The following is a 21853-nucleotide window of genomic DNA, read 5'->3' as shown; positions in this document are numbered from 1 at the left end:
CACTTATAATGACAATTAGTCTGATTTCATCGTTAGCTATTTTCCTATTTATTGCTGCTATCACGCCTGGACCCAACAACTTATTGCTTACTTCATCAGGTGCTAATGTAGGTTTTAAAAGCTCATTAAAGCTGATGGCTGGCATTATGCTAGGTATGCAATGTGTTTTGCTGAGTTCTGCATTTGGTGTTGCCGCATTATTGATAATTTATCCTGCACTGCATATTGGATTGAAGGTAGTCGGGAGTGCGTATCTGCTTTGGCTTGCTTGGAAAACAGCAACATCATCTTATCAGCGTTTAGATATTCCAGCAAAAACGCCCCAAGCAGTAAGCTGGTTTCAGGGCGGATTATTGCAATTTCTAAATCCAAAAGCGTGGATGATGGGATTAGGTGCAGTAGGAAGCTTCAGTTTATCGGGCGATGCTTATTTTAGCTCTGTTATTGCTATTAGTATTGTTATGGTTATTGTTAATTTCGTTGCCGGTATTGTTTGGATATTAGGCGGAACATTAATTAGTCTATTTTTACAAAGCAGACAGTCTTGGTTTATTTTTAATATCTCGATGGGATTATTAACGGCATTTTGTGTACCTTTGATTTGGATAGGATAAATTAAAAAACATTTATAAATCAATAGATAAATTAACTTTCTTGATTAAAGTGATGTTTTTTTAAGTTTGGTTGAAATGATCTTTTTGAATGTGTATCAAAAAAAGAGCATTAATCTATCAAAAGAGAGATCTGCGATCATCTGCCATCTTTATTATGTATGTTACAGTGTCAATCATATAAAAGGCTTATTGGTTTTGGGGTTTTAATATCCGTCTTTTTATTTAAATATGTCGTTTAACCTATTTTTATATCATTAAAAATAAAAATAATTCCGCTATGAAGGAATTATTTATTCCTTATTACTGTTTGTAATTAAAGGTTTTTTATTGTGTTAATGTTTTTAAAATGTGTTTTATATTGTCATTTAGTTAATTATTATGTTTAAAAACGCAATTTTGCTGAATATAAGTATATTCAGTTTATATCGTGTTGTTGACTAAGAAGAATAAATTATTATTTAAAATTGGAAAAAATTAAATTAAGTATTATAAAATATAGAGGTTAATGTGTGAGAGATTGAATAAAAAGAGTCAATATAACGTTATTATAAGAACAAGTATTTCGATAATAATATTACTTTTTTTATGATTTATTGTATCTCATATTTTGTTTCTAATTGATTTTATTCTAAAAACTTAATTACTTTAGGTATTAAACGTTTTATCAAAATTATTCCATATATAACTATATTGTACTCGAAGTGGATATTGTCATTATGCCAACATTAACGAAAATTGCGTGGATCAAGCTTGGTATGGCGACAAATCAACGTAAAATAGCGGATTATATTTTAGAGAACCCAGAAAAAACGGTCACTCTTTCATCACAGCAACTTGCTGAAACAATGGGTGTGAGTCAATCAGCTATTGTTAAATTTAGCCAAAAAATTGGATTCAAAGGTTTTCCTTCTTTGAAGCTTGCAATTAGCGAAGATCTTGGGCGAAAAAATGCAAATACTGGGCAGGATCCTAGCATATTACATAATCAGATTGGCTCTGAAGATAGCTTAGTTGTAATAGCTCAAAAACTTGCTCAAGAGAAGAATAATTCTATCAGTGATACCACTCGCCAAATTAATTACCTTCATTTTGAAAAGGTGATCCAGCTTATTGATGAAGCTCAGCGAGTTCAGATTATTGGTATTGGTGGTTCAGGGTTAGTCGCAAGAGACTTAAGTTATAAATTACAGAAAATAGGAATAACCACTCTGATTGAAACAGATCATCATGTTCAGATATCTGTTGCTCAAATGTTAAGTTCAAAGGATTTACAGATAGTTATTTCTTATAGTGGCAAAAGAAAAGATATGTTAGTTGCGGCCTCTGTGGCTAAAAAACAGGGAGCAAAAATCATTGCTATTACAGGAGAAAAACACTCTCCATTAGGAAGAATTTCTGATTATATATTAGAAACAATTGCGGATGAAGGTGAGTGGCGAAGCGCTTCAATCTCTTCACGTACAGCACAAAATACGATCACTGACCTTATTTTTATGGCATTATTAAAGAAACGTGATGAGTGTGCGAAGACATTAGTGCTAAGTTCACAGGCATTAATTAATAGCCTTGATAATTAAAAATTTTGAACTGATTCAAAAAACTAATATTTAAATGTAGGTATTTACACTTATTACTAAAGTTATTCTCCTAACGGCCGAAACGATAGTTATTTAGGCAGTCTTTTTTTGTTGAGATATTTTAATTTCAATGTCGAGGAGAGTAACTAATGCGTAACAATCAACCGGTGACACAGCGAGAATACCCGGTATCTGAAAACGCAACACTGATGTCGACGACAGATCTTGATGGCAATATTATTTATGCCAACGAGGATTTCGTCGAAGCCAGTGGGTTTTCAGTCGAAGAGTTGGTGGGGAAACCCCATAATATTGTCCGGCATCCAGATATACCTTCAGAAGTCTTTAAGGATATGTGGAGAACTTTAAAGCAAGGCGAGGTTTGGACTGGGATCGTTAAAAATCGGCGTAAAAATGGGGATCACTATTGGGTAAGGGCAAACGTCACTCCCATTATACGTCAGGGTAAAATTCAAAGTTTTATGTCAGTAAGGACGGCGGCAAAAAAAGAGGAAATAGCACAAGCCTCAGCACTTTATGCCGCATTTAATCAAGGTAAATATCCTTCACACACGTTTTTAAAAGGCGCTTTTGTTTATAAAGGATGGCAACGTTGGCGCTCATGGAATCAAACAATTTCATTAAAAAAACGACTCCGTCTTTTTATCCTCTTACCCTTACCTTTTATGTTGTTAAGTGCATGGTTTGCAGGCTTATCAGGTAATGCGCTTTTTATTCATATCGCGATTTTGCTGATATTACTGATGGTTAATGAACGCGTTCTCTATTTTCAAATTGTTAAGCCAATTAGACTACTTAATGAGCAAGCGAATCGAGTTGCAACTGGCGATGAACATAATGTTACATATATAAATCGCATCGATGAAGTCGGCATGACACAGCGTTCAGTTAATCAATTAGGACGTATGTTCCGTTGGCTGGTTAGTGATGTGAGTCATCAAATTCATCAAGTCGATATCTCTTGTGATCAATTAGCCGCAGGTAATCGCGATCTGTATGTGAGAACAGAGCAAACCGCCAGCAATGTTGAAGCAACCGCTTCAACAATGAATGAATTAACCACGGCGGTAAGCAGTAATAGTGAAACGGCAGGGCAGGCAAACAATCTTTCTAATATCACTTGTGAGGCAGCGATAAAAGGAGGTAGTGCAATGGATAATATCGTTACTACAATGAATGATATTGCGAAAAGCTCTGATCGTATTAGTAATATCATTGGTGTTATTGATAGCATTGCCTTCCAAACGAATATCCTTGCACTTAATGCATCTGTAGAAGCGGCAAGAGCGGGTGAGCAAGGTCGAGGTTTCTCGGTAGTGGCAACAGAAGTAAGAGAATTGGCACAACGTAGTGCCGAAGCAGCGAAAGAGATCAAAGCATTGATCAATGCCTCAAGTAGCAATATCAAAGTTGGTTCAAAGCAGGTCAATGAAACTGTCGGAACAATGGAAGATATTGTGGTACATGTTAAAAATGTGACCGATTTAATTGGTGAAATCAGTCTCGCATCCACAGAGCAAAGTGCAGGTTTAAAAGAGCTTGGTCGCGCTGTTGAAAAATTGGAATCGATTACGCATGAAAATGCGAATTATGTTTCGAAAGCTTCAATGATTTCAGGTGAAATGAAAGTACAAACTAACTACTTAGTTAGTGCAATCAATGTATTCCATTAATTTGTCATTATTTAAGAAGTAAAAGAAAAAGACACCTACTAAAAATAGGTGTCTTTGTGTTTATCTAAATCACGTTTTTATCATGATCAAATCAATGGATTAAAAGCTTGTCCAATCATCATCTTCATCGTTATTTACAGTTGCGGTTCCTTTTGCCGATTTTTTCTCTTTCACTTCATCTTTGACTGTATTTTTTATCTTCTCATTTTTTGTATGTAGTGATGTTTCAGACGAGAACGGTTTTTCTATGACTTTGTGTTGTGCCTTTTTATTGAACTGTTCACTTTCAGCCGTTTTAAACTGTTCAACGATTTGTTCAAGATTACCGGCTTCTTCAGTCAATAAGCTGGCAACAGAGGAAGATTGCTCAACCATCGCCGCATTTTGCTGTGTTGCCTTATCCATTTCAGTGACTGCAAGAGAAACTTGAGTAATGCCTCGAGTTTGTTCTTCTGATGCAGATAAAATTTCAGTCATTGAATCTTCAACATGTTTTACGGATGTCAGTATTTCGCACATAGAAATACTGACTTGCTCAACAAGATCATTACCATGGCGAACACGGCTAATAGAGGCATCAATTAACTCTTTAATTTCCTTTGCAGCTTCGGCACTGCGTTGTGCTAATTCTCTTACTTCTGTTGCCACTACGGAGAAACCCCGACCTTGTTCACCTGCTCTGGCGGCTTCAACCGCAGCATTTAATGATAAAATATTGGTTTGAAAAGCGATGCTATTGATAACAGCAGTGATTTCACCAATTTTTTGTGAGCTATCAGCAATGTCAGTCATCGTTTTCACCATTCTATTGGTGACATCGCCCCCTTTACTGGCAATATTGGAAGTTTGGCTGATAAGGTGTGAAACTTCACGAGCACTTTCTGTATTATTTCTCACTGTTGCTGTGAGTTGTTCCATACTTGATGCTGTTTCTTCTAATGCGCTCGCTTGCTCTTCGGTACGACAAGAAAGATCGGTATTCCCTGCGGATAACTCTTGAACACCAGTATAAATATGATGACTTGTTCCTCGGATCGCATTCACAATTAATGACAGTTCGGTACGCATATATTGAATACCTGTAATTAATTGGTCGATTTCATTATTTCCTTTTGCGGTGACATCTTTATTTTCTAATAAATTTCCTTGTGAAATTTCCGACATATAATCGACAATTTGATTGATACGTAAAACAATATTTCGACGTATCCAAAGTACAACAAGGACAGTGAAAAGAATAAAAACAAACATAAAGACAAAAGCTAACACCAAGGTACGTTCATAATTACCTTGAGCTGCTTTTATTGCGTGAGTAACAACGTTATCACTGAGGTAATCTGTTGCTTCATAAAGGGATTGAGTGAAGCGTTCATTGGTATTATGTGCATAAAGAGATTGAAAACCGTAGTAATCGCGTATCTCTAGACATGATGCAAGTTGGTCAAGATCGTAAAGCACACGATTAAAGAGCTTTTTCATACCCTCTATTTTTTCGGGATCAAAATTAGCTTCTTCAGTAGCAGTGAAGTACTCGGTAATAATACGTATAACTTCTTGTTTTCTTTTTGGATAAGAGGAAAAAAAGTCAGAGATCTTATTTTCTGCAATATCGGGTGTGAGATGAGCGTCAAACATAACATTTAGCATATCTTCACGTAATTTATTTAACTCAGCATAACCATAATCCATCGTTTTTATCTGTTCAAAGCCATTTGCTAATTGTGAGATCCGCTTATTTGTTAAACTCGCGTCACGGATACTCATTGCACCAGAAAAAAGTTGAATGGCGCAAAACAGTATTAAGATAAACATTAAACCATTAGATATTTTTATTCGTTTCAGCATAGCCTTACCTATTTAATTGGTTTGTAGGACACACAGCAAGGAGCGATAACTATTTATCAATTAAACTTATTCGGCTCAATGTTTAAAAACTTTACCTTTTCTACTCTGTTTGATAGTAAAAACGACTTATATTTCTTTTTTTAGCTTTAATTGTCAGCTAATGGCTAAAATTTTCTAATGATTAATAGAAAAAACTATAAGTATATTAACTTACTTATTTTTTGTGTTAATTGTTAAAATATAAATATTAATAATGATTTATTAAGCATTAAAATGATAATAAGCAGTATTTTATTTTTATTTATCTTTTTGTCTTATGATAAGCACAATAAAATTATCGCTTTCATAAATACTCTTAATATTTCTTAAAAAATGCTTTTATTTCGTATGAAAAACGATCTGTTTTTTTGTGTTTATGTGCGGTGAGATCAGAAATACTCCCAGAAAAATGACTGGGAGTAGGGGAGGGTGAGGTTTTGTTATATGTTCTGGACTATTTTTTACACCGCTATCTCTCTCGATGTTGGGTGAGAAAGATAATTAAAAGCTTTCCCAATTATCGTCTGTTTCGTGATTATTGGTTTTGATTGTGGGGGTTTTAAGTGTTTCAGTGTCTTGCGATTTAGCTGAAAATGCGGGCAATTTAGCTTTAGCGGGTGCGACTTTTTCGTGTTCCACTTTAAACGTATTCACAATCGTATCCAACATACTCGCTTGTTCACTTAATGTGGCAGAAGCAGCCGTTGATTGTTCAACCATCGCCGCATTTTGCTGAGTTGCTTTATCCATCTCATTAACAGCAAGGCTGATTTGTGCAATACCACGCGTTTGCTCTTCTGATGCAGATAAAATTTCCTTCATCGAACCTGAAACATGATTAACAGATGTAACAATCTCCCCCATTGATAAACTAACTTGTTCGACGAGATCATTACCTTGTCTAACACGTAATATTGTCGATTCAATAAGCTCTTTGATCTCTTTCGCCGCTTCTGCACTGCGCTGTGCTAAGTTGCGAACTTCACTGGCAACAACAGAGAAACCACGACCTTGTTCGCCCGCTCTTGCCGCTTCAACAGCAGCGTTAAGGGCTAATATATTGGTTTGGAAAGCAATATCATCAATAACCGCAGTGATTTCACCAATTTTTTGTGAGCGATCGGCAATGTCGGTCATTGTCATAACCATCTTATTACTATGCTCACCGCCTTGTACGGCAATATCAGCAGTGCTCATAACGAGCTCTGTTACTTCACGAGCGCTTTCCGTGTTATTACGAATAGTTGCGGTCATTTGCTCCATGCTGGATGCCGTTTCTTCTAATGCGCTGGCTTGCTCTTCAGTTCGGCTTGATAAGTCATTATTACCCGCAGCAATCTCTTGTACGCCAGTGTAAATAGTTGCACTAGTATTGCGAATAGAGCTTACCATCTCTTTTAATTGAGCACGCATTTGCTGTAAGCCAAGCATGAGCTGATCGATTTCAGTCTTACCTGAAATATCGCTATCAATGCGACTGACTAAATCACCTTTAGCAATCGTTTCTTGATAGGTGATCATTTGGTTAATGCGCACAATAATGTATTTGCGGATCCAAATAAGAACTAAGGTGGTAAAGATGAGGAAGATACCCATAAAGAGTGATGCTACCCACAACATGCTGTGGTAATTATCTTCTGCTTCAATGACTGAAGGGTTAACAACTTCATCGGTAATAAAGTCTGTGGCTTCATACAGGGAATTCGTGAAGTTAGTGTTTGCTGGGCTTTTTAAAATTAAACGAACCGCGTTAGTGTTACGTTCACTTAAATACTGCGCCAGTAAATCAAGATCAGCTCGGCTTTTTTGATAGAGCTGTTTGATTTGCGCCATACGTTGCTGATCGAAACCTGTTTGCGCAGATAGCTCAACATATTCATTCATCAATGCATCAACTTGCGCTTTACGTGCAGGCATAGTTTGCATAAATGCAGTGATATTCGCATCCTCGGCTTGAGGGTTTGAAATATAACTAAATGCTTGTGCAATAATATCAGTACGTAATGTATTCAACTCCGCATAGGTATTATCCATGGTACGTAGTTGATCGAAACTGTATGAAATTCTTTTAAGAGTATTTTGAGTCTGGTAGGCATCGTGAATGCTTTGTACTCCAGAAATGATCTGAATAATACAAAACAGAGTCAGGACACACATTAAACCTTGAGAGATTTTAATTCGTTTTAACATAACCCTACCTATTAGCTTTGCCTTTTCGTTGGTAAGTGGGAGGTCCACTTAGCAGAATGATTAATTCGGCTGGAATGTTAAAAACTTTAGCGTGAAAGAATTTATTTCCCTTACTTAATATAAATAGGTAGAAAATAAACGTTAGATGATTATTTTGATTGGGTTATTTTTAGATAGAGTGAGATTATGTTTTGTGTAAATCGTGCTATTGTAAAATGATATAAATACTGTAAGTGAAATGAATTGTATAAATTTTCAGAATGAATTGAAGAGCAAAAAGAAAGGAACTATTTCGCTTAAAATAGTTCCTTTTTTAATGAATCGGGTTGTATTACTGGGCTTCAAATGTGTTTGTCATTTCTTCCAGTGTTTCTTGTAACTCCATCCACTCCATTTCCACTTCTTCTAGTGCAGATTTCGCAACACCTTGTCGGCTTAAGCAATCAGAAAGCTCATTTTTACGGCTAGTATCATAAATACCACTATCAGAAAGAGCAGTTTCGATATCACTAAGTTCTTGGCTTAATTTATCCATCTTGCTTTCTAATGTTGTGAGTTTCTTGCGTAAAGGCTGGGTTTGTTGTCTAAACTCAGCTTCTTTACGTTTTTGCTCTTTTTTATCTTGAGCACTTAAATTGGTGGTTGTCGTAGTATTGTCGTTATCTTGTTGGCTTTTATTTGCCTGTGTCTCTTGACGATTTTGATCAACTAACCATTGTTGGTAATCATCAAGATCGCCATCAAATGGTTCAACTTGACCATCGTGTACAAGATAGAGATCGTCAGTGGTAGAGCGTAATAAATGCCTATCATGCGATACAACAACAATTGCCCCTTCAAAGCTAATTAGAGCTTGGGTTAGTGCTTGGCGCATATCTAAATCAAGGTGGTTTGTTGGTTCATCCATTAATAGCAAGTTAGGACGTTGCCAAACTAAGAGTGATAAGACTAAACGTGCCTTTTCACCGCCAGAAAATTGACCACAAGCATCCGTGACTTTATCGCCATGAAAACCGAAACCGCCCAAGTAATCACGTAGTTTTTGTTCAGTTTCTTTGGGCGCCAAACGAGCTAAATGCTGTAGTGCCGATTCATCAGAGCGTAAAAACTCCAATTGATGCTGGGCAAAATAACCAAGTTTAATGCCTTTAGAAAGAGCCAATTTCCCCTGTAACGGTTGAATTTCGCCTGCAAGTAATTTTATCAGTGTCGATTTACCTGCACCATTGCGCCCTAATAATCCAATGCGTGAGCCGGGAACTAAATTGAGTTTGATGTCATTAAGAATAACTTTTTCACCATAACCCGCGCTGACTTTCTCCATTGATAAAAGAGGATTAGGTAAGCTTTCAGGTTGGCGGAAACTAAATTGGAATGGGTTATCTGAATGTGCAGGAGCAACGCGTTCCATTCGTTCAAGCATTTTTACACGGCTTTGAGCTTGTTTTGCTTTTGTCGCTTTCGCTTTAAATCTATCTATAAAACTCTGTAAGTGTGCAATTTTGGCTTGTTGATTCTCAAACAAAGCTTGTTGTTGCGCGAGTTTGGTTGCACGCTGCATTTCAAATGAAGAGTAGTTACCTGAATATTCAAAGATTCTTTCTTGCTCAATATGCAAGATTTTATCCACGATCGGATCAAGAAAATCACGGTCATGGGAAATTAAAATAAGTGTGCCTGTGTAGCTTTTTAGCCATTTTTCTAGCCAAATTACAGCATCTAAATCTAAGTGGTTGGTGGGTTCATCGAGTAGCAGTAAATCAGATCGACAAATCAGCGCTTGTGCTAAGTTTAAACGCATCCTCCAGCCACCTGAAAATGATTTTACAGGTTCATTAAGTTGCTGTTGGCTAAAACCTAAACCATTCAGTAAGGTCGCTGCACGAGATTGTATTGTCCATGCATTAATTGCATCTAATTGCCCATGTATCAGTGCAATAGCGTGACCATCGTTTATTTCGTTAGCTTTTTGTAATCGTTGTTCTAACTGACGGTATTCTCTATCACCATCAATAACATAATCAATAGCTGGTACATCAAGTGCAGGTGTTTCTTGGTTAACCCATGCCATTGACCATGTACTAGGATAGGTGACATTGCCTGCTTCAGCTTGAAGTTCACCTTTTAATAAAGAAAGTAATGTGGTTTTGCCACAGCCATTTTTACCAACTAGACCAATTTTTTGCCCTGGATTAATGGTTGCACTGGCATTGTCCAGTAACACTCTGACACCACGGCGAATTTGCAAAGAAGAAAAAACAATCATAAATATCGTCTATTAAGAGTATGTAAATTAATATATAGAGTAAGTTGTTCGTAACTGTTGGTCACAATGCGTGCATGGTAACGGAAAAAATGGTTTCTGACACGTTTTGTAAGGAGGAATGATGTCAAACGCATCAAATGTATTACTGGTGTATGTTCATCCCGAACCGCGCCAATCAATCGCCAATAAAGCGTTATTAAATGCGGTGAGGGATTTAGAGAATATAACTATCCATGATTTATATGCTATTTATCCTGATTTTTTTATTGATATACACCATGAACAATCTTTGCTGTGTAAACATCAAGTGATCGTTTTTCAATTTCCATTGCAAACATATAGTTGCCCTGCGTTATTAAAAGAGTGGCAAGATAGAGTGTTAACTCGCCCATTTGCTAACAAAGCAGGTAGAGCACAATTAAAGGGTAAGTCATTTCGTTGTGTTATTACAACGGGAGAGCCTGAGCAGGCTTATCAACATGATGGGAAAAATCACTACACACTCACAGAATTATTACGCCCCTTTGAATTAATGGCAGAAATGTGTGGTATGCGCTGGTTATCACCAATGATTGTGTATTCAGCAAGACAACAATCTAAAACAACACTGACTCATATCAGTGAAGCTTATCGCCATTGGTTAAGTGCGCCACTTGAAGGGGAGCAAGCTTAATGGAAGATAATTGGATGATTAAAGCTGTGCTCTTTTTCCTGTGTGCGGCCGTGGTTATGGTGCCTATTGCACAGCGCCTTAAAATTGGTGCGGTACTCGGTTATTTAATTGCTGGTATTGCCATTGGTCCTTGGGGTTTAGGGCTGTTTAAAGATGTCGATAACATCTTACATTTTGCTGAATTAGGTGTGGTCTTTTTAATGTTCCTTATTGGTTTGGAATTAAATCCAGCCAAATTATGGGAATTGAGGCGTGCCATTTTTGGTGTTGGTTCAATGCAGGTGGTATTAACCGCCTCTATTTTTTCAGGACTCATTCTCGTTTTCACTTCTTTCTCGTGGCAGGCAGCCGTTATTGGTGGATTAGGTATTGCGATGTCTTCTACTGCGATGGCATTGCAACTTATGAACGAGAAAGGAATGAACCATAATGAAGGTGGGCAATTAGGTTTTGCTGTTTTACTTTTCCAAGATATGGCGGTTATTCCTATCCTTGCCGTTATTCCTTTGTTAGCTGGAGAAACGGCAAGCAGTGATTGGTATCGTATTGGCGTGAAGGTGGCTGCTTTTGCTGGGTTACTGATTTGTGGTCGTTATTTATTACGCCCATTCTTACGCTTAGTTGTGAAATCAGGCGTAAGAGAAGTTTTTACAGCTGCTGCGTTACTTGTGGTATTGGGTGCTGCTATTTTTATGGAAACCCTAGGCTTTTCAATGGCTATGGGAACCTTTATTGCGGGAGTGTTATTGGCAGATTCAGAATATCGACATGAATTAGAGATCTCCATTGAACCTTTTAAAGGTCTACTTTTAGGACTCTTTTTTATCTCTGTTGGTATGTCTTTAGATATCGGCATATTATGGCGTTATCTTCCACAAGTATTATTGGGCGTCTTAGTTCTGGTTATTGTGAAAGCGTTGATACTTTATAGTATTGCTTGGTTAGCTAGATTGCGCTTTTCCACGCGTTTACAATTCTCAGCGGTGTTAAGCCAAGGTGGGGAATTTGCGTTTGTTGTTTTCTCAACATCTATGGCAATGGGCGTATTAGATAGTCAGCAAATGGCGTTATTGTTGGTTGTTGTCACACTTTCTATGATGACAACACCTCTTGTGATGCAAATGACAGACGCTGTGTTTGCTCGTCGTTATAATGAAGCTAAAACGGACGAACAGCCCTTTGTTGAAAATAACCACCCAGAGGTCATTCTTGTTGGATTTGGTCGAATGGGGCAGGTTGTAGGGCGCTTATTAATGGCGAATAAGATTAATGTCACGGTATTAGAGCATGATGTCGGAAGCATAAGCACCATGCGTAAATATGGCTATAAAGTTTATTACGGTGATGCAACTGATCTCAATCTATTGCGCGCTGCTGGTGCTGAGCATGCTAAAACTATTGTTATCACCTGCAATGAGCCCGAAGCTACGATGGAAATCGTTCATCTTTGCCAACACCATTTTCCTAATTTGCATATTATTGCAAGGGCAAGAGGGCGTGTTGAAGCTCATGAGTTGCTCAAAGCGGGTGTGACAGATTTTAGTCGTGAAACATTTTCTAGCGCCTTAGAATTAGGACGTAAAACGTTAATTGAATTAGGCATGCATCCTCATCAAGCTTATCGGGCACAACAGCATTTCCGTCGTCTGGATATTAACTTATTGAGAAAGCTGGTGGATGAATCTCCTGAAGAAGTCTCTAACGTTTCACGAGTGAAAGAAGCGAGACGAGAACTTGAGGAGCTCTTTAGTGAAGAAATTCGTCAAGAGCACCATCAGCCTGATATTTGGGATGAATCTTTAACAGAAGATATTCCTCAAATGCATAAAGAAAAAAAATCTATTGATAAATAGGAGAATTGACCCCATGTCTGCAACCCGTAAACGCTTTATCGCAGGAGCCGTGTGTCCACACTGTAAAGCTCAAGATACACTCAAAATGTGGCGTGAAGATAAAGTGGATATTGTGGAATGTGCAAAATGTGGCCACCAGCAACGGCAAACAGAGGGTGAAGTTAACTCATTTGTTCGTGAAAATGAACAAGTCATTGGGATCTTTACACCACAATAATTGTAGGTTTTTTGATATAACCCGATACATAAGATTTATTTTTCGTTACAATCGGGAAAATTTTGCCCACGGGTATGTAGGAGATGTCATGAAAGTAGCAAACGACTTGGTAGTTAGTCTGGCTTATCAAGTAAGATCAGAAGACGGTGTTTTAGTTGATGAGTCCACGGTGAGCGCACCGTTAGACTATCTGCATGGCCGTGGTTCTTTAATCAGTGGTTTAGAAAATGCATTAACAGGTCGCGAAGTCGGTGAAAAATTCGACGTAGAAGTTGCTTCTGATGATGCATATGGTCAATACGACGAAAACTTAGTTCAACGCGTACCGAAAGATGTTTTTGTGGGTGTTGATGAGTTAGAAGTTGGCATGCGTTTTCTTGCTGATACCGATCAAGGTCCAGTACCAGTAGAAATCACAGGTATTGAAGGTGACGAAGTTATCGTTGATGGTAACCACATGTTAGCAGGTCAAAACCTGAAGTTTCATGTTGAAATCGTTGCAATTCGTGAAGCGACTGAAGAAGAATTAGCTCACGGTCACGTACACGGTGAAGAAGAAGAGCACGAATGTTGTGGTGGCCACGGTCACGGTGAAGAAGGCGGATGCTGTGGCGGTGGTCACGGTCATGGTCATTCACACGGTGAAGAAGGTGGATGCTGCGGTGGTGGCGGTCATGGTCACGGTGGTCACGGTCACGGCAATGGCGGTTGTGGTTGCCAGCACTAATCTTTTTTTGAAAAGATCAAAAGGAGCGTTTAAGCGCTCCTTTTTTGTTTTCATTTTTGATATTAACAGCGAATGGCGACTTAATAGTGAGGTGGGGGCGTTTCATCCTCGGGTCTAGCAAGTATTGAGGTTTGAGAATTTTTTAGGCGCTCAGAAACAATTTTTAAGGCTTCTTTAAAGCGGCTGATTTCAATTTGCTGCTGTGTGACCACCTGATTTAATTCTTCAATAGTCGCGTCTTGGAAAGCAACTTTGCTTTCTAATTGAATGAGCAATCGCTCTACTTCCTTAATATCCATTGTGTTTTTCCTCCTTTAAAATGTCTTATTACGACGAATATGATTAACAAACTCGTAAAATTTAATCTTATTTACTGATATATACACAGGAAGACATAAATCTGGTTTGAGATAAAAGACTATTTTGCTAATGTGATAACACTCTGTGCTGACAAAAATCCTAACATTAACTGTTAAGAGTGTCGGCAAATTTTTTAAATTCATATAAAATTGCTACCCGCGGATGAGTATATACCGCAACGACAGCAAGAAGTGATGCAAAATGTTTTGGCGAAGATCTATGATGATCGTTTGCAAAACGTAGCGACTCACTAACATATACTGGAGAATGGGATGAAATCTTTATTAAAAACGACGTTGCTGGCAACCAGTTTAGCTTTCGCATTCAGTGCACCTCATGCATTCGCTGAAGAAGCAGCAGCTAAAGTGCCAACACTAAATAGCGCATTTAAAACTCAAAATGAGCAAAATGCCTATGCGTTAGGCGCGTCGATGGGTCGCTATATGGAAGCTGCATTACAAGAACAAAAAAATATTGGTATTACTTTAGATTCTAAACAACTGTTAGCAGGTGTTCAGGATGCATTTAATAGTAAATCAAAATTATCAGACTCTGAAATTGAATTAACGTTAGCTGCTTTTGAAGATCAAGTCCGTACTGCTGCAACAGCAAAAATGGAAAAAGAAGCGACTGAGAATAAAACTGCGGGTGATAAATTCCGTACAGAGTTTGCTGCGGAAAAAGGTGTGGTAAAAACCAAATCAGGTTTACTGTATTTAGTTGAAAATCCTGGTAAAGGTAAGACACCAACAGATGCTGATCGCGTTACTGTAAACTACAAAGGCATGCTGATTGATGGTAAACAATTTGATAGCTCTTATGATCGTAACGAACCTCTGACAATTAGCCTGAAAAGCGTTATTCCTGGCTGGACTGAAGGTATGAAGTACATCAAAGAAGGCGGTAAAATCAAGTTAGTTATTCCACCAGAATTAGGCTACGGACAACGTGCAACAAGTGGTATTCCAGCTAACTCAACATTAGTCTTTGAAGTTGAATTACTGAGTGTTGAAAGCGATAAGTAATTTACTTATCTCTAAATATCACTAAAAAAATGCTGACATTGATGTCAGCATTTTTATTTCTAATGTATAGCTCACCACTTATTAATGCATAGTGAACATAGAGTTAGTCTACTGTCTCTTCTATAATAATGGTTTTGGGCTTTTTAAAAACAAACAGTAAGCCCACAATGATTGCACCCATTCCCGCTAAACTCAGCCAAGACATTTTATTACCTAAGAAGATGTAATCCATCAATGCTGTCACGCCAGGGACTAAATAAAATAAGCTCGTGACGTTAACTAAATTACCTGTTGTGAGTAAGCGGTATAGTAGTAGTTGAGCAACAACAGAAATAATCACGGCAAGCCAAAGCACAGGAATGACAAAGCCAATGTCGAATGAGGCGTGAAAAGGCTGGAATGGCACAAATAACAAGCACAATACAAGGCTAACAACATATTGTAGCGGTAGGGCATCCATTGGTGCTAATTGCAGTTTTTTCTGTGAGATTGCACCGAAGCTCATACAAAGTAGTGCAACTAACGCGTAAATCATTCCCGTTAATGAAAGGGCTGTATTAAATAGACTTTGGGCAACCACTAACACTAATCCTGCCAGGGCGATTAAAAGCCCTAATAGCCGTGTCGCGGTAAAATTACGTTCTATTATCCATAGTGTAATAATCGGCTGAACGCCCATAATTGTGGCTAACATTCCTGGTGTAATGCTATTAGCGAGTGCTAAAAGATAACAGATGGAATAACCACCAATAATCAATAAGCCGATCCATGCCGTTTTTAAACGACTTCCTTTTGGTGGCAAAAAGCGATGGCGTTGAATACACAAAAAAGAGAGAAATGCTAAAGCGATAATAAAGCGCCAAGTTAAAATAGCAAATGAGCTACCATTATCTAATCCCCAGCGAGAAAAAATAGCACCACTGCTCCATAATAAAACGAATAATGTCGTCGGGCCGAATTTTGCCCAATATTGACCTAAGTACATGATGATATACCTGTAAAACAAGCAATAAGAGAGCTTGATTATTTTTAATGATTATTAGCGAATTGATAAAGTATCAATGAATAAACGTAAATAACATATCATTATATAGATGTTGGTTAAGTAGGTTCTTAAGCTAAGCAAGTTAATCAAGCGATGTGAGTTGCAACAACAACCGTTGTATTGACTACAACCACTTTCACAGGCGGAGGTGGTGAAGCGAGGATCTCAATAGGTATAGAAGCAACAGAAATTAATCCTATTATTGATGAAGTTTGCTGAGATTGGCATATCATCAGTATATTCATGGGATTAATCACTCGTTAAAATAATAATGATTTGGAATATAGGTAATCTATTCAATAGTGTCAATTTTTATCCTAACCACACCTAAGAAGGGAAGTTTGCAAAAATAAAAGGTGGGAATGAGTACAAAATATAAAGAAAAATGAAAAAAGCTGTGACCTATCACAAAGCTCTTATTCTAAGTCACTTGACGTAGATCTTCTGGCGATCTAACGTCAGAATTGTTCTTAATTCTGTTTTTATATTTAAATTTTTTTAATATTGAATTGATCCGCAATGACGAATCGTTATAAAAAATAGAACCTCAAGTCATTATCATAATTAAAGCCTTTAAGGATTATATAATCAAATGTCTAGCCCGTTATTTAATGGTGACAGCAGCGAGTTTGAAAAACTAGATAGCCGACCTTTTACTCAAACTGATCACGAAGTACTAAAGTCCTATGAAGCTGCCGTGGATGGTTTGGCAATGCTCATCGGCAATCATTGCGAAATCGTATTGCACTCTCTGGAAGATTTGAAATGTTCAGCGGTTAAAATCGCGAATGGAGAACATACTGGTCGTAAGATTGGTTCTCCAATTACCGATTTGGCATTACAAATGTTACATGACATCACAGATGAAGATTCAAGTTTTTCAAAGGCTTATTTTACTAGGGCAAAAAGTGGTGCATTGATGAAGTCAATCACGATTGCCATTCGTAATCGTGAACGTCGTGTCATTGGTTTATTGTGTATTAATATGAACCTTGATGTTCCATTCTCTGAAATAATCAAAACCTTTATTCCTGAAGAAACACATGAAGTTGCATCGGATGTTAACTTTGCCTCATCTGTTGATGATTTAGTGGCTCAAACATTAGAGTTCACGATTGAAGAAGTAAATAATGATCGTGAAGTCGCGAATAATGCCAAGAATAAACAAGTCGTGTTAAGCCTTTATGAGAAAGGTATTTTTGATATTAAAGATGCCATTAATCAGGTTGCAGACCGCTTAAATATCTCAAAACATACTGTGTATCTCTATATTCGCCAGTTTAAAAATGGAGAATAAGGCAACATTATGAGTTCCTTGACATATTGTTTAGTGGTTACAGGGCCTCATTACGGAACTGAACAAGCTTCAAGTGCCTATTTATTCGCCAATGCCCTTATTGAAAAAGGACATCAGATTGCACAAATCTTCTTCTATCGGGAAGGTGTTGTGAACGCTAATAAATTGGTATCGCCTGCAAATGATGAATTTGATCTTCCTAAAGCGTGGGTTACCTTGGCGAAAAAACATCAAATCCCCTTGCATGTTTGTGTTGCTGCCGCATTACGTAGAGGAATTATCGATGAGCAGCAGGCCAAAGAGCAGGAAATGGATAGCTATAACATGGCGCCCGAATTTGAGTTAAGTGGTTTGGGTTCACTGGCTCAAGCGATGTTGACCTGTTCCCGTGTGGTGCAATTTTAATGAAGAAAATGAATTCGATCGCATTCCTTTTTACTCAAGCACCTCATGGCAATAGTGCAGGGCGAGAAGGTTTAGATGCATTACTCGCAACCTCTGCATTAACAGAAGATATTGGTGTTTTTTTTATCTCTGATGGTGTGTTTCAACTCGTTGAAAATCAACAGCCTGAAGGGATTTTGTCACGTCATCATGCTGCAACATTTAAAGTGCTACCCTTGTATGATGTGACAAACGTCTATATATCACAGAAAGACATGGCTCATCGTGGATTATCCTCTCAAACTTCTTTTGTGTTGGATGCACAGGTGATATCCCAACAAGATATTACTCAAAAATTGAGTGAATATGATGTGGTATTGCGCTTTTAATACAGAAGTTAGTCAGGAAGGTTGAACGGTTATGTTGTATACTTATTCTGTCTCTATTTATCAAAGTGATTTAGAGGCTTTTTTATCTTTATTGACAAAAGAAGATGATGTTTTGTTAATACAAGATGGTGTACTGGCAGTCCTTGAAGACAATCCCTTATTAAAACATTGTCTTCAACAGCAAATTTCAGTTTACGCATTAATTGAAGATGTTTTGGCAAGAGGCTTAAAAGATCAAGTATCTCATCATATTAAACTCATCAATTATAGTGATTTTGTCGATTTAACGGTAAAACACCCCCAACAAATTCATTGGGGAGCGTAGAATTGCTGTATAATTCTTGACACATGAGCCCGTCAGCAATAAAATTCTGCGTCCTCATGTTTTGTCTTGTTGACAAGACAGAGTTCAAATCCGTGTTTACGAAGCAAAAACCAGGAGCTTTTTTTAAATGGCAACTATTAATCAGCTGGTACGCAAATCTCGTAGCTCGAAAGTTGTTAAAAGCAACGTTCCAGCTCTGGAAGCTTGCCCGCAAAAACGTGGCGTATGTACTCGTGTATATACTACCACTCCAAAAAAACCAAACTCAGCACTGCGTAAAGTATGCCGTGTGCGTTTGACTAACGGTTTCGAAGTTTCTTCCTACATCGGTGGTGAAGGCCACAACTTGCAGGAGCACTCCGTAATCTTAATCCGTGGTGGTCGTGTTAAAGACTTACCAGGTGTGCGTTACCACACTGTTCGCGGCGCGCTGGACTGTTCTGGTGTTAAAGACCGTAAACAAGCTCGTTCTAAGTACGGTGTGAAGAAGCCAAAGGCTTAATGGTTCTCCGTTAAGTAAGGCCAAACATTTTTTCACAAATAATGTCAAAATAAACTCATTGAGTTTTGGACAACCCTGAATTTTAAACGGAGTATTTCCATGCCACGTCGTCGTGTAATTGGTCAACGTAAAATTCTGCCAGATCCTAAGTTCGGATCAGAACTGCTGGCTAAATTTGTAAACATTCTGATGGTAGACGGTAAAAAATCTACTGCAGAATCTATCGTATATAATGCGCTTGAGACCCTGGCTCAGCGTTCAGGCAAAACTGAACTGGAAGCGTTCGAAATCGCATTAGATAACGTACGTCCTACTGTGGAAGTTAAATCCCGCCGTGTTGGTGGTTCAACTTACCAAGTTCCAGTTGAAGTACGCCCAGTTCGTCGTAATGCATTAGCAATGCGTTGGATTGTTGAAGCTGCTCGTAAACGCGGTGATAAATCCATGGCTCTTCGCCTGGCAAATGAATTATCTGATGCGGCTGAAAACAAAGGCGCTGCTGTTAAGAAACGTGAAGACGTTCACCGTATGGCAGATGCAAACAAGGCGTTCGCACACTACCGTTGGTAATCCACGGAGTATTGCAACTCTTTTCAGGACAGCTCTGCTGTCCTTTACCTGAATTGAACGCCCACGAGAGAGGAAAAAATGGCTCGTCAAACCCCCATAGCACGCTACCGTAATATCGGTATCAGTGCGCACATCGATGCCGGTAAAACCACTACAAGTGAACGTATTCTGTTTTATACCGGTGTAAACCATAAAATTGGTGAAACTCACGAAGGTTCAGCAACAATGGACTGGATGGAGCAGGAGCAGGAACGTGGTATTACTATCACATCCGCAGCAACTACTGCATTCTGGTCTGGTATGGCTAAACAGTTCGAGCCTCACCGTGTAAACATCATCGACACCCCAGGTCACGTTGACTTCACAATCGAAGTAGAACGTTCTATGCGTGTTCTTGATGGCGCGGTTATGGTTTACTGTGCAGTTGGTGGTGTTCAGCCTCAGTCAGAAACAGTATGGCGCCAGGCTAACAAATATCATGTACCACGTATCGCGTTCGTTAACAAAATGGACCGTATGGGTGCAAACTTCCTGCGTGTTGTTGAACAAATCAAAACACGTCTGGCAGCAAACCCAGTTCCACTGCAAATCCCAGTAGGCGCTGAAGAAGATTTCACCGGTGTTGTTGACTTAATTAAAATGAAAGCAATCCGTTGGAATGAAGAAGACCAAGGTGTTACTTTCGAATACGAAGACATTCCTGCAAATCTGCAAGATTTAGCTGAAGAATGGCACAACAACCTGGTTGAATCTGCTGCTGAAGCATCAGAAGAACTGATGGACAAATATCTGGGCGGTGAAGAACTGACAGAAGCAGAAATTAAAGCTGCTCTGCGTAAACGCGTTCTAGATAACGAAATTATCCTGGTTACCTGTGGTTCTGCATTTAAGAACAAAGGTGTTCAGGCAATGCTGGATGCGGTAATTGAATACCTGCCAGCACCAACAGATGTACCTGCAATCAAGGGTATCTTACCAGACGGTAAAGATACTCCAGCAGAACGTCATTCAAGCGACGAAGAGCCATTCTCATCTCTGGCATTCAAAATCGCAACTGACCCATTTGTTGGTAACTTAACATTCTTCCGTGTGTACTCTGGTGTGATTAACTCAGGTGACACAGTTCTGAACCCGGTTAAAGACAAAAAAGAACGTTTTGGCCGTATTGTTCAGATGCATGCTAATAAGCGTGAAGAAATTAAAGAAGTTCGTGCGGGCGACATCGCTGCTGCTATCGGTCTGAAAGACGTAACTACTGGTGATACTCTGTGTGCGATTGATGCACCAATCATCTTAGAACGTATGGAATTCCCAGAGCCAGTAATCTCTGTTGCTATCGAACCTAAGACTAAAGTTGACCAAGAAAAAATGGGTATCGCTCTGAACCGTCTGGCTCAAGAAGATCCATCTTTCCGCGTATCAAGCGACGAAGAAACTGGTCAAACTATCATTGCTGGTATGGGTGAACTGCACTTAGACGTGTTAGTTGACCGTATGCGTCGTGAATTTAAAGTTGAAGCGAACGTAGGTAAACCACAGGTTGCTTACCGTGAAACTATTCGTGATACAGTAACTGATATCGAAGGTAAGCACGCGAAACAATCTGGTGGTCGTGGTCAGTATGGTCATGTTGTTATCGACCTGTCTCCATTACCAGCAGGTGGTGAAGAGAACTACGTATTTATCAACGATATCGTTGGTGGTGTAATTCCTAAAGAATTCATCCCAGCTGTTGATAAAGGTATTCAAGAACAGCTGAAATCTGGTCCATTAGCAGGTTACCCTGTTGTGGATATTCAGGCTCGTTTACATTATGGTTCTTACCATGATGTTGACTCCTCAGAAATCGCGTTTAAAATTGCCGCATCAATGGCATTTAAAGACGGCTTCATGAAAGCTAAGCCAATTCTGCTTGAGCCAGTCATGAAAGTTGAGATTGAAACGCCAGAAGATTACATGGGCGACGTTATCGGTGACTTAAACCGTCGTCGTGGTATGGTTGAAGGTATGGACGATCTGCCTACCGGTAAGATCATCCGTGCTCAAGTACCACTGGCTGAGATGTTCGGTTATGCAACTGACCTGCGTTCACAAACTCAGGGTCGTGCTTCTTACTCTATGGAGTTCTTGAAGTACAACGAAGCGCCTAGCAACGTCGCTCAGGCTATTATCGAAGCTCGTAAAGCGAAATAAGATCCTTTCGAGTTCAATTTAGTTTACGCTCCCTCTATTTGAGGGAGCGATATTAAGGAATATAGTCG

The 21853-nt window shown here is 38.7% G+C and carries 21 protein-coding genes; 15 read left to right on the top strand and 6 right to left on the bottom strand.

Annotated features, from left to right (window positions below; translation table 11 throughout):
* Positions 1-8: 8 nt before the first annotated feature.
* From ACNARN_RS12410 to ACNARN_RS12400, 3 genes are all read left to right on the top strand, one after another.
* The gene (locus tag ACNARN_RS12410; protein ID WP_416304516.1) at positions 9-614 is read left to right on the top strand and encodes a LysE family translocator; all 606 of its coding nucleotides are present in this window, start codon (positions 9-11) and stop codon (positions 612-614) included.
* Between the two features lie 716 nt (positions 615-1330).
* On the top strand, positions 1331-2191 hold the full coding sequence (locus ACNARN_RS12405; protein ID WP_416304515.1) for an SIS domain-containing protein: 861 nt from the start codon (positions 1331-1333) through the stop codon (positions 2189-2191).
* A gap of 149 nt (positions 2192-2340) precedes the next feature.
* Positions 2341-3885, top strand: coding sequence for a methyl-accepting chemotaxis protein (locus ACNARN_RS12400; RefSeq protein WP_198626320.1), 1545 nt, complete (start codon positions 2341-2343; stop codon positions 3883-3885).
* 99 nt (positions 3886-3984) lie between these two features.
* Here ACNARN_RS12400 and ACNARN_RS12395 read toward each other — a convergent pair whose 3' ends face one another.
* The 3 genes from ACNARN_RS12395 to ACNARN_RS12385 all read right to left on the bottom strand — a co-directional run bounded on the left by ACNARN_RS12395 (position 3985) and on the right by ACNARN_RS12385 (position 10225).
* On the bottom strand, positions 3985-5730 hold the full coding sequence (locus ACNARN_RS12395) for a methyl-accepting chemotaxis protein (protein WP_416304514.1): 1746 nt from the start codon (positions 5728-5730) through the stop codon (positions 3985-3987).
* A gap of 540 nt (positions 5731-6270) precedes the next feature.
* On the bottom strand, positions 6271-7959 hold the full coding sequence (locus ACNARN_RS12390) for a methyl-accepting chemotaxis protein (RefSeq protein ID WP_198620041.1): 1689 nt from the start codon (positions 7957-7959) through the stop codon (positions 6271-6273).
* 331 nt (positions 7960-8290) lie between these two features.
* Positions 8291-10225, bottom strand: a complete 1935-nt coding sequence (locus ACNARN_RS12385; RefSeq protein WP_196534030.1) for an ABC transporter ATP-binding protein — start codon at positions 10223-10225, stop codon at positions 8291-8293.
* 121 nt (positions 10226-10346) lie between these two features.
* Between ACNARN_RS12385 and kefG the strand changes: the two genes are divergently transcribed.
* From kefG to slyD, 4 genes are all read left to right on the top strand, one after another.
* Complete coding sequence (gene kefG, locus ACNARN_RS12380) at positions 10347-10898, top strand: glutathione-regulated potassium-efflux system ancillary protein KefG (RefSeq protein ID WP_109374247.1); 552 nt, start codon at positions 10347-10349, stop codon at positions 10896-10898.
* Entirely contained in the window at positions 10898-12751 is a 1854-nt protein-coding gene (gene kefB / locus ACNARN_RS12375) for a glutathione-regulated potassium-efflux system protein KefB (RefSeq protein WP_198620040.1), read from the top strand. The genes kefG and kefB overlap by 1 nt, the downstream gene beginning before the upstream one ends.
* 13 nt (positions 12752-12764) lie before the next feature.
* Positions 12765-12968, top strand: coding sequence for a YheV family putative zinc ribbon protein (locus tag ACNARN_RS12370; protein WP_416304513.1), 204 nt, complete (start codon positions 12765-12767; stop codon positions 12966-12968).
* An 88-nt stretch (positions 12969-13056) separates the two neighbouring features.
* Complete coding sequence (gene slyD, locus ACNARN_RS12365) at positions 13057-13695, top strand: peptidylprolyl isomerase (protein ID WP_069369613.1); 639 nt, start codon at positions 13057-13059, stop codon at positions 13693-13695.
* An 80-nt stretch (positions 13696-13775) separates the two neighbouring features.
* On the opposite strand, the gene ACNARN_RS12360 is transcribed toward slyD, so the two are convergent.
* Complete coding sequence (locus ACNARN_RS12360) at positions 13776-13994, bottom strand: SlyX family protein (RefSeq protein ID WP_023583298.1); 219 nt, start codon at positions 13992-13994, stop codon at positions 13776-13778.
* Between the two features lie 333 nt (positions 13995-14327).
* Here ACNARN_RS12360 and fkpA point away from each other — a divergent pair, with 333 nt between their 5' ends.
* Positions 14328-15080 carry an FKBP-type peptidyl-prolyl cis-trans isomerase gene (fkpA, locus tag ACNARN_RS12355; RefSeq protein WP_198626321.1) on the top strand — a complete coding sequence of 251 codons (753 nt, stop codon included), beginning with the start codon at positions 14328-14330 and terminating at the stop codon, positions 15078-15080.
* Positions 15081-15183: 103 nt separating this feature from the next.
* On the opposite strand, the gene ACNARN_RS12350 is transcribed toward fkpA, so the two are convergent.
* Entirely contained in the window at positions 15184-16065 is an 882-nt protein-coding gene (locus ACNARN_RS12350) for a DMT family transporter (protein WP_416304512.1), read from the bottom strand.
* 146 nt (positions 16066-16211) lie between these two features.
* Positions 16212-16370: a hypothetical protein gene (locus ACNARN_RS12345; protein WP_198620037.1), complete on the bottom strand. Its 159-nt coding sequence runs from the start codon at positions 16368-16370 to the stop codon at positions 16212-16214.
* Between the two features lie 347 nt (positions 16371-16717).
* Here ACNARN_RS12345 and ACNARN_RS12340 point away from each other — a divergent pair, with 347 nt between their 5' ends.
* From ACNARN_RS12340 to fusA, 7 genes are all read left to right on the top strand, one after another.
* Entirely contained in the window at positions 16718-17422 is a 705-nt protein-coding gene (locus tag ACNARN_RS12340; protein ID WP_069369616.1) for a helix-turn-helix transcriptional regulator, read from the top strand.
* A gap of 9 nt (positions 17423-17431) precedes the next feature.
* The gene (gene tusD / locus ACNARN_RS12335; protein ID WP_109374252.1) at positions 17432-17827 is read left to right on the top strand and encodes a sulfurtransferase complex subunit TusD; all 396 of its coding nucleotides are present in this window, start codon (positions 17432-17434) and stop codon (positions 17825-17827) included.
* On the top strand, positions 17827-18195 hold the full coding sequence (tusC, locus tag ACNARN_RS12330) for a sulfurtransferase complex subunit TusC (protein ID WP_198620036.1): 369 nt from the start codon (positions 17827-17829) through the stop codon (positions 18193-18195). Before tusD ends, tusC begins: the two co-directional genes overlap by 1 nt.
* Positions 18196-18226: 31 nt before the next feature.
* Entirely contained in the window at positions 18227-18520 is a 294-nt protein-coding gene (gene tusB / locus ACNARN_RS12325) for a sulfurtransferase complex subunit TusB (RefSeq protein WP_198626323.1), read from the top strand.
* A 127-nt stretch (positions 18521-18647) separates the two neighbouring features.
* Positions 18648-19022, top strand: a complete 375-nt coding sequence (gene rpsL, locus ACNARN_RS12320; protein WP_004236497.1) for a 30S ribosomal protein S12 — start codon at positions 18648-18650, stop codon at positions 19020-19022.
* 99 nt (positions 19023-19121) lie between these two features.
* Entirely contained in the window at positions 19122-19592 is a 471-nt protein-coding gene (rpsG, locus tag ACNARN_RS12315; protein WP_004246897.1) for a 30S ribosomal protein S7, read from the top strand.
* Between the two features lie 78 nt (positions 19593-19670).
* Positions 19671-21785 (top strand): elongation factor G, encoded by a 2115-nt coding sequence (fusA, locus tag ACNARN_RS12310; protein ID WP_198620034.1) that lies wholly within the window; start codon positions 19671-19673, stop codon positions 21783-21785.
* Positions 21786-21853: the final 68 nt, after the last annotated feature.

Source organism: Proteus sp. TSJ240517, assembly GCF_047921575.1.
Lineage (GTDB): Bacteria > Pseudomonadota > Gammaproteobacteria > Enterobacterales > Enterobacteriaceae > Proteus.
Note: the sequence above shows the minus strand (reverse complement) of the source record. Positions and strands in the feature narration are given on the sequence as shown.

Excerpts from the sequence above, each read along its gene's own strand:
- ACNARN_RS12350 (WP_416304512.1), bottom strand. The coding sequence starts at position 16,065 with ATGTACTTAGGTCAATATTGGGCAAAATTCGGCCCGACGACATTATTC.
- rpsG (WP_004246897.1), top strand. The coding sequence starts at position 19,122 with ATGCCACGTCGTCGTGTAATTGGTCAACGTAAAATTCTGCCAGATCCT.
- tusB (WP_198626323.1), top strand. The coding sequence starts at position 18,227 with ATGTTGTATACTTATTCTGTCTCTATTTATCAAAGTGATTTAGAGGCT.
- ACNARN_RS12360 (WP_023583298.1), bottom strand. The coding sequence starts at position 13,994 with ATGGATATTAAGGAAGTAGAGCGATTGCTCATTCAATTAGAAAGCAAA.
- kefB (WP_198620040.1), top strand. The coding sequence starts at position 10,898 with ATGGAAGATAATTGGATGATTAAAGCTGTGCTCTTTTTCCTGTGTGCG.
- ACNARN_RS12345 (WP_198620037.1), bottom strand. The coding sequence starts at position 16,370 with ATGAATATACTGATGATATGCCAATCTCAGCAAACTTCATCAATAATA.
- tusC (WP_198620036.1), top strand. The coding sequence starts at position 17,827 with ATGAAGAAAATGAATTCGATCGCATTCCTTTTTACTCAAGCACCTCAT.
- ACNARN_RS12390 (WP_198620041.1), bottom strand. The coding sequence starts at position 7,959 with ATGTTAAAACGAATTAAAATCTCTCAAGGTTTAATGTGTGTCCTGACT.
- slyD (WP_069369613.1), top strand. The coding sequence starts at position 13,057 with ATGAAAGTAGCAAACGACTTGGTAGTTAGTCTGGCTTATCAAGTAAGA.
- ACNARN_RS12385 (WP_196534030.1), bottom strand. The coding sequence starts at position 10,225 with ATGATTGTTTTTTCTTCTTTGCAAATTCGCCGTGGTGTCAGAGTGTTA.
- ACNARN_RS12340 (WP_069369616.1), top strand. The coding sequence starts at position 16,718 with ATGTCTAGCCCGTTATTTAATGGTGACAGCAGCGAGTTTGAAAAACTA.
- ACNARN_RS12410 (WP_416304516.1), top strand. The coding sequence starts at position 9 with ATGACAATTAGTCTGATTTCATCGTTAGCTATTTTCCTATTTATTGCT.
- fusA (WP_198620034.1), top strand. The coding sequence starts at position 19,671 with ATGGCTCGTCAAACCCCCATAGCACGCTACCGTAATATCGGTATCAGT.
- ACNARN_RS12395 (WP_416304514.1), bottom strand. The coding sequence starts at position 5,730 with ATGCTGAAACGAATAAAAATATCTAATGGTTTAATGTTTATCTTAATA.
- tusD (WP_109374252.1), top strand. The coding sequence starts at position 17,432 with ATGAGTTCCTTGACATATTGTTTAGTGGTTACAGGGCCTCATTACGGA.
- fkpA (WP_198626321.1), top strand. The coding sequence starts at position 14,328 with ATGAAATCTTTATTAAAAACGACGTTGCTGGCAACCAGTTTAGCTTTC.
- ACNARN_RS12405 (WP_416304515.1), top strand. The coding sequence starts at position 1,331 with ATGCCAACATTAACGAAAATTGCGTGGATCAAGCTTGGTATGGCGACA.
- ACNARN_RS12400 (WP_198626320.1), top strand. The coding sequence starts at position 2,341 with ATGCGTAACAATCAACCGGTGACACAGCGAGAATACCCGGTATCTGAA.
- kefG (WP_109374247.1), top strand. The coding sequence starts at position 10,347 with ATGTCAAACGCATCAAATGTATTACTGGTGTATGTTCATCCCGAACCG.
- rpsL (WP_004236497.1), top strand. The coding sequence starts at position 18,648 with ATGGCAACTATTAATCAGCTGGTACGCAAATCTCGTAGCTCGAAAGTT.
- ACNARN_RS12370 (WP_416304513.1), top strand. The coding sequence starts at position 12,765 with ATGTCTGCAACCCGTAAACGCTTTATCGCAGGAGCCGTGTGTCCACAC.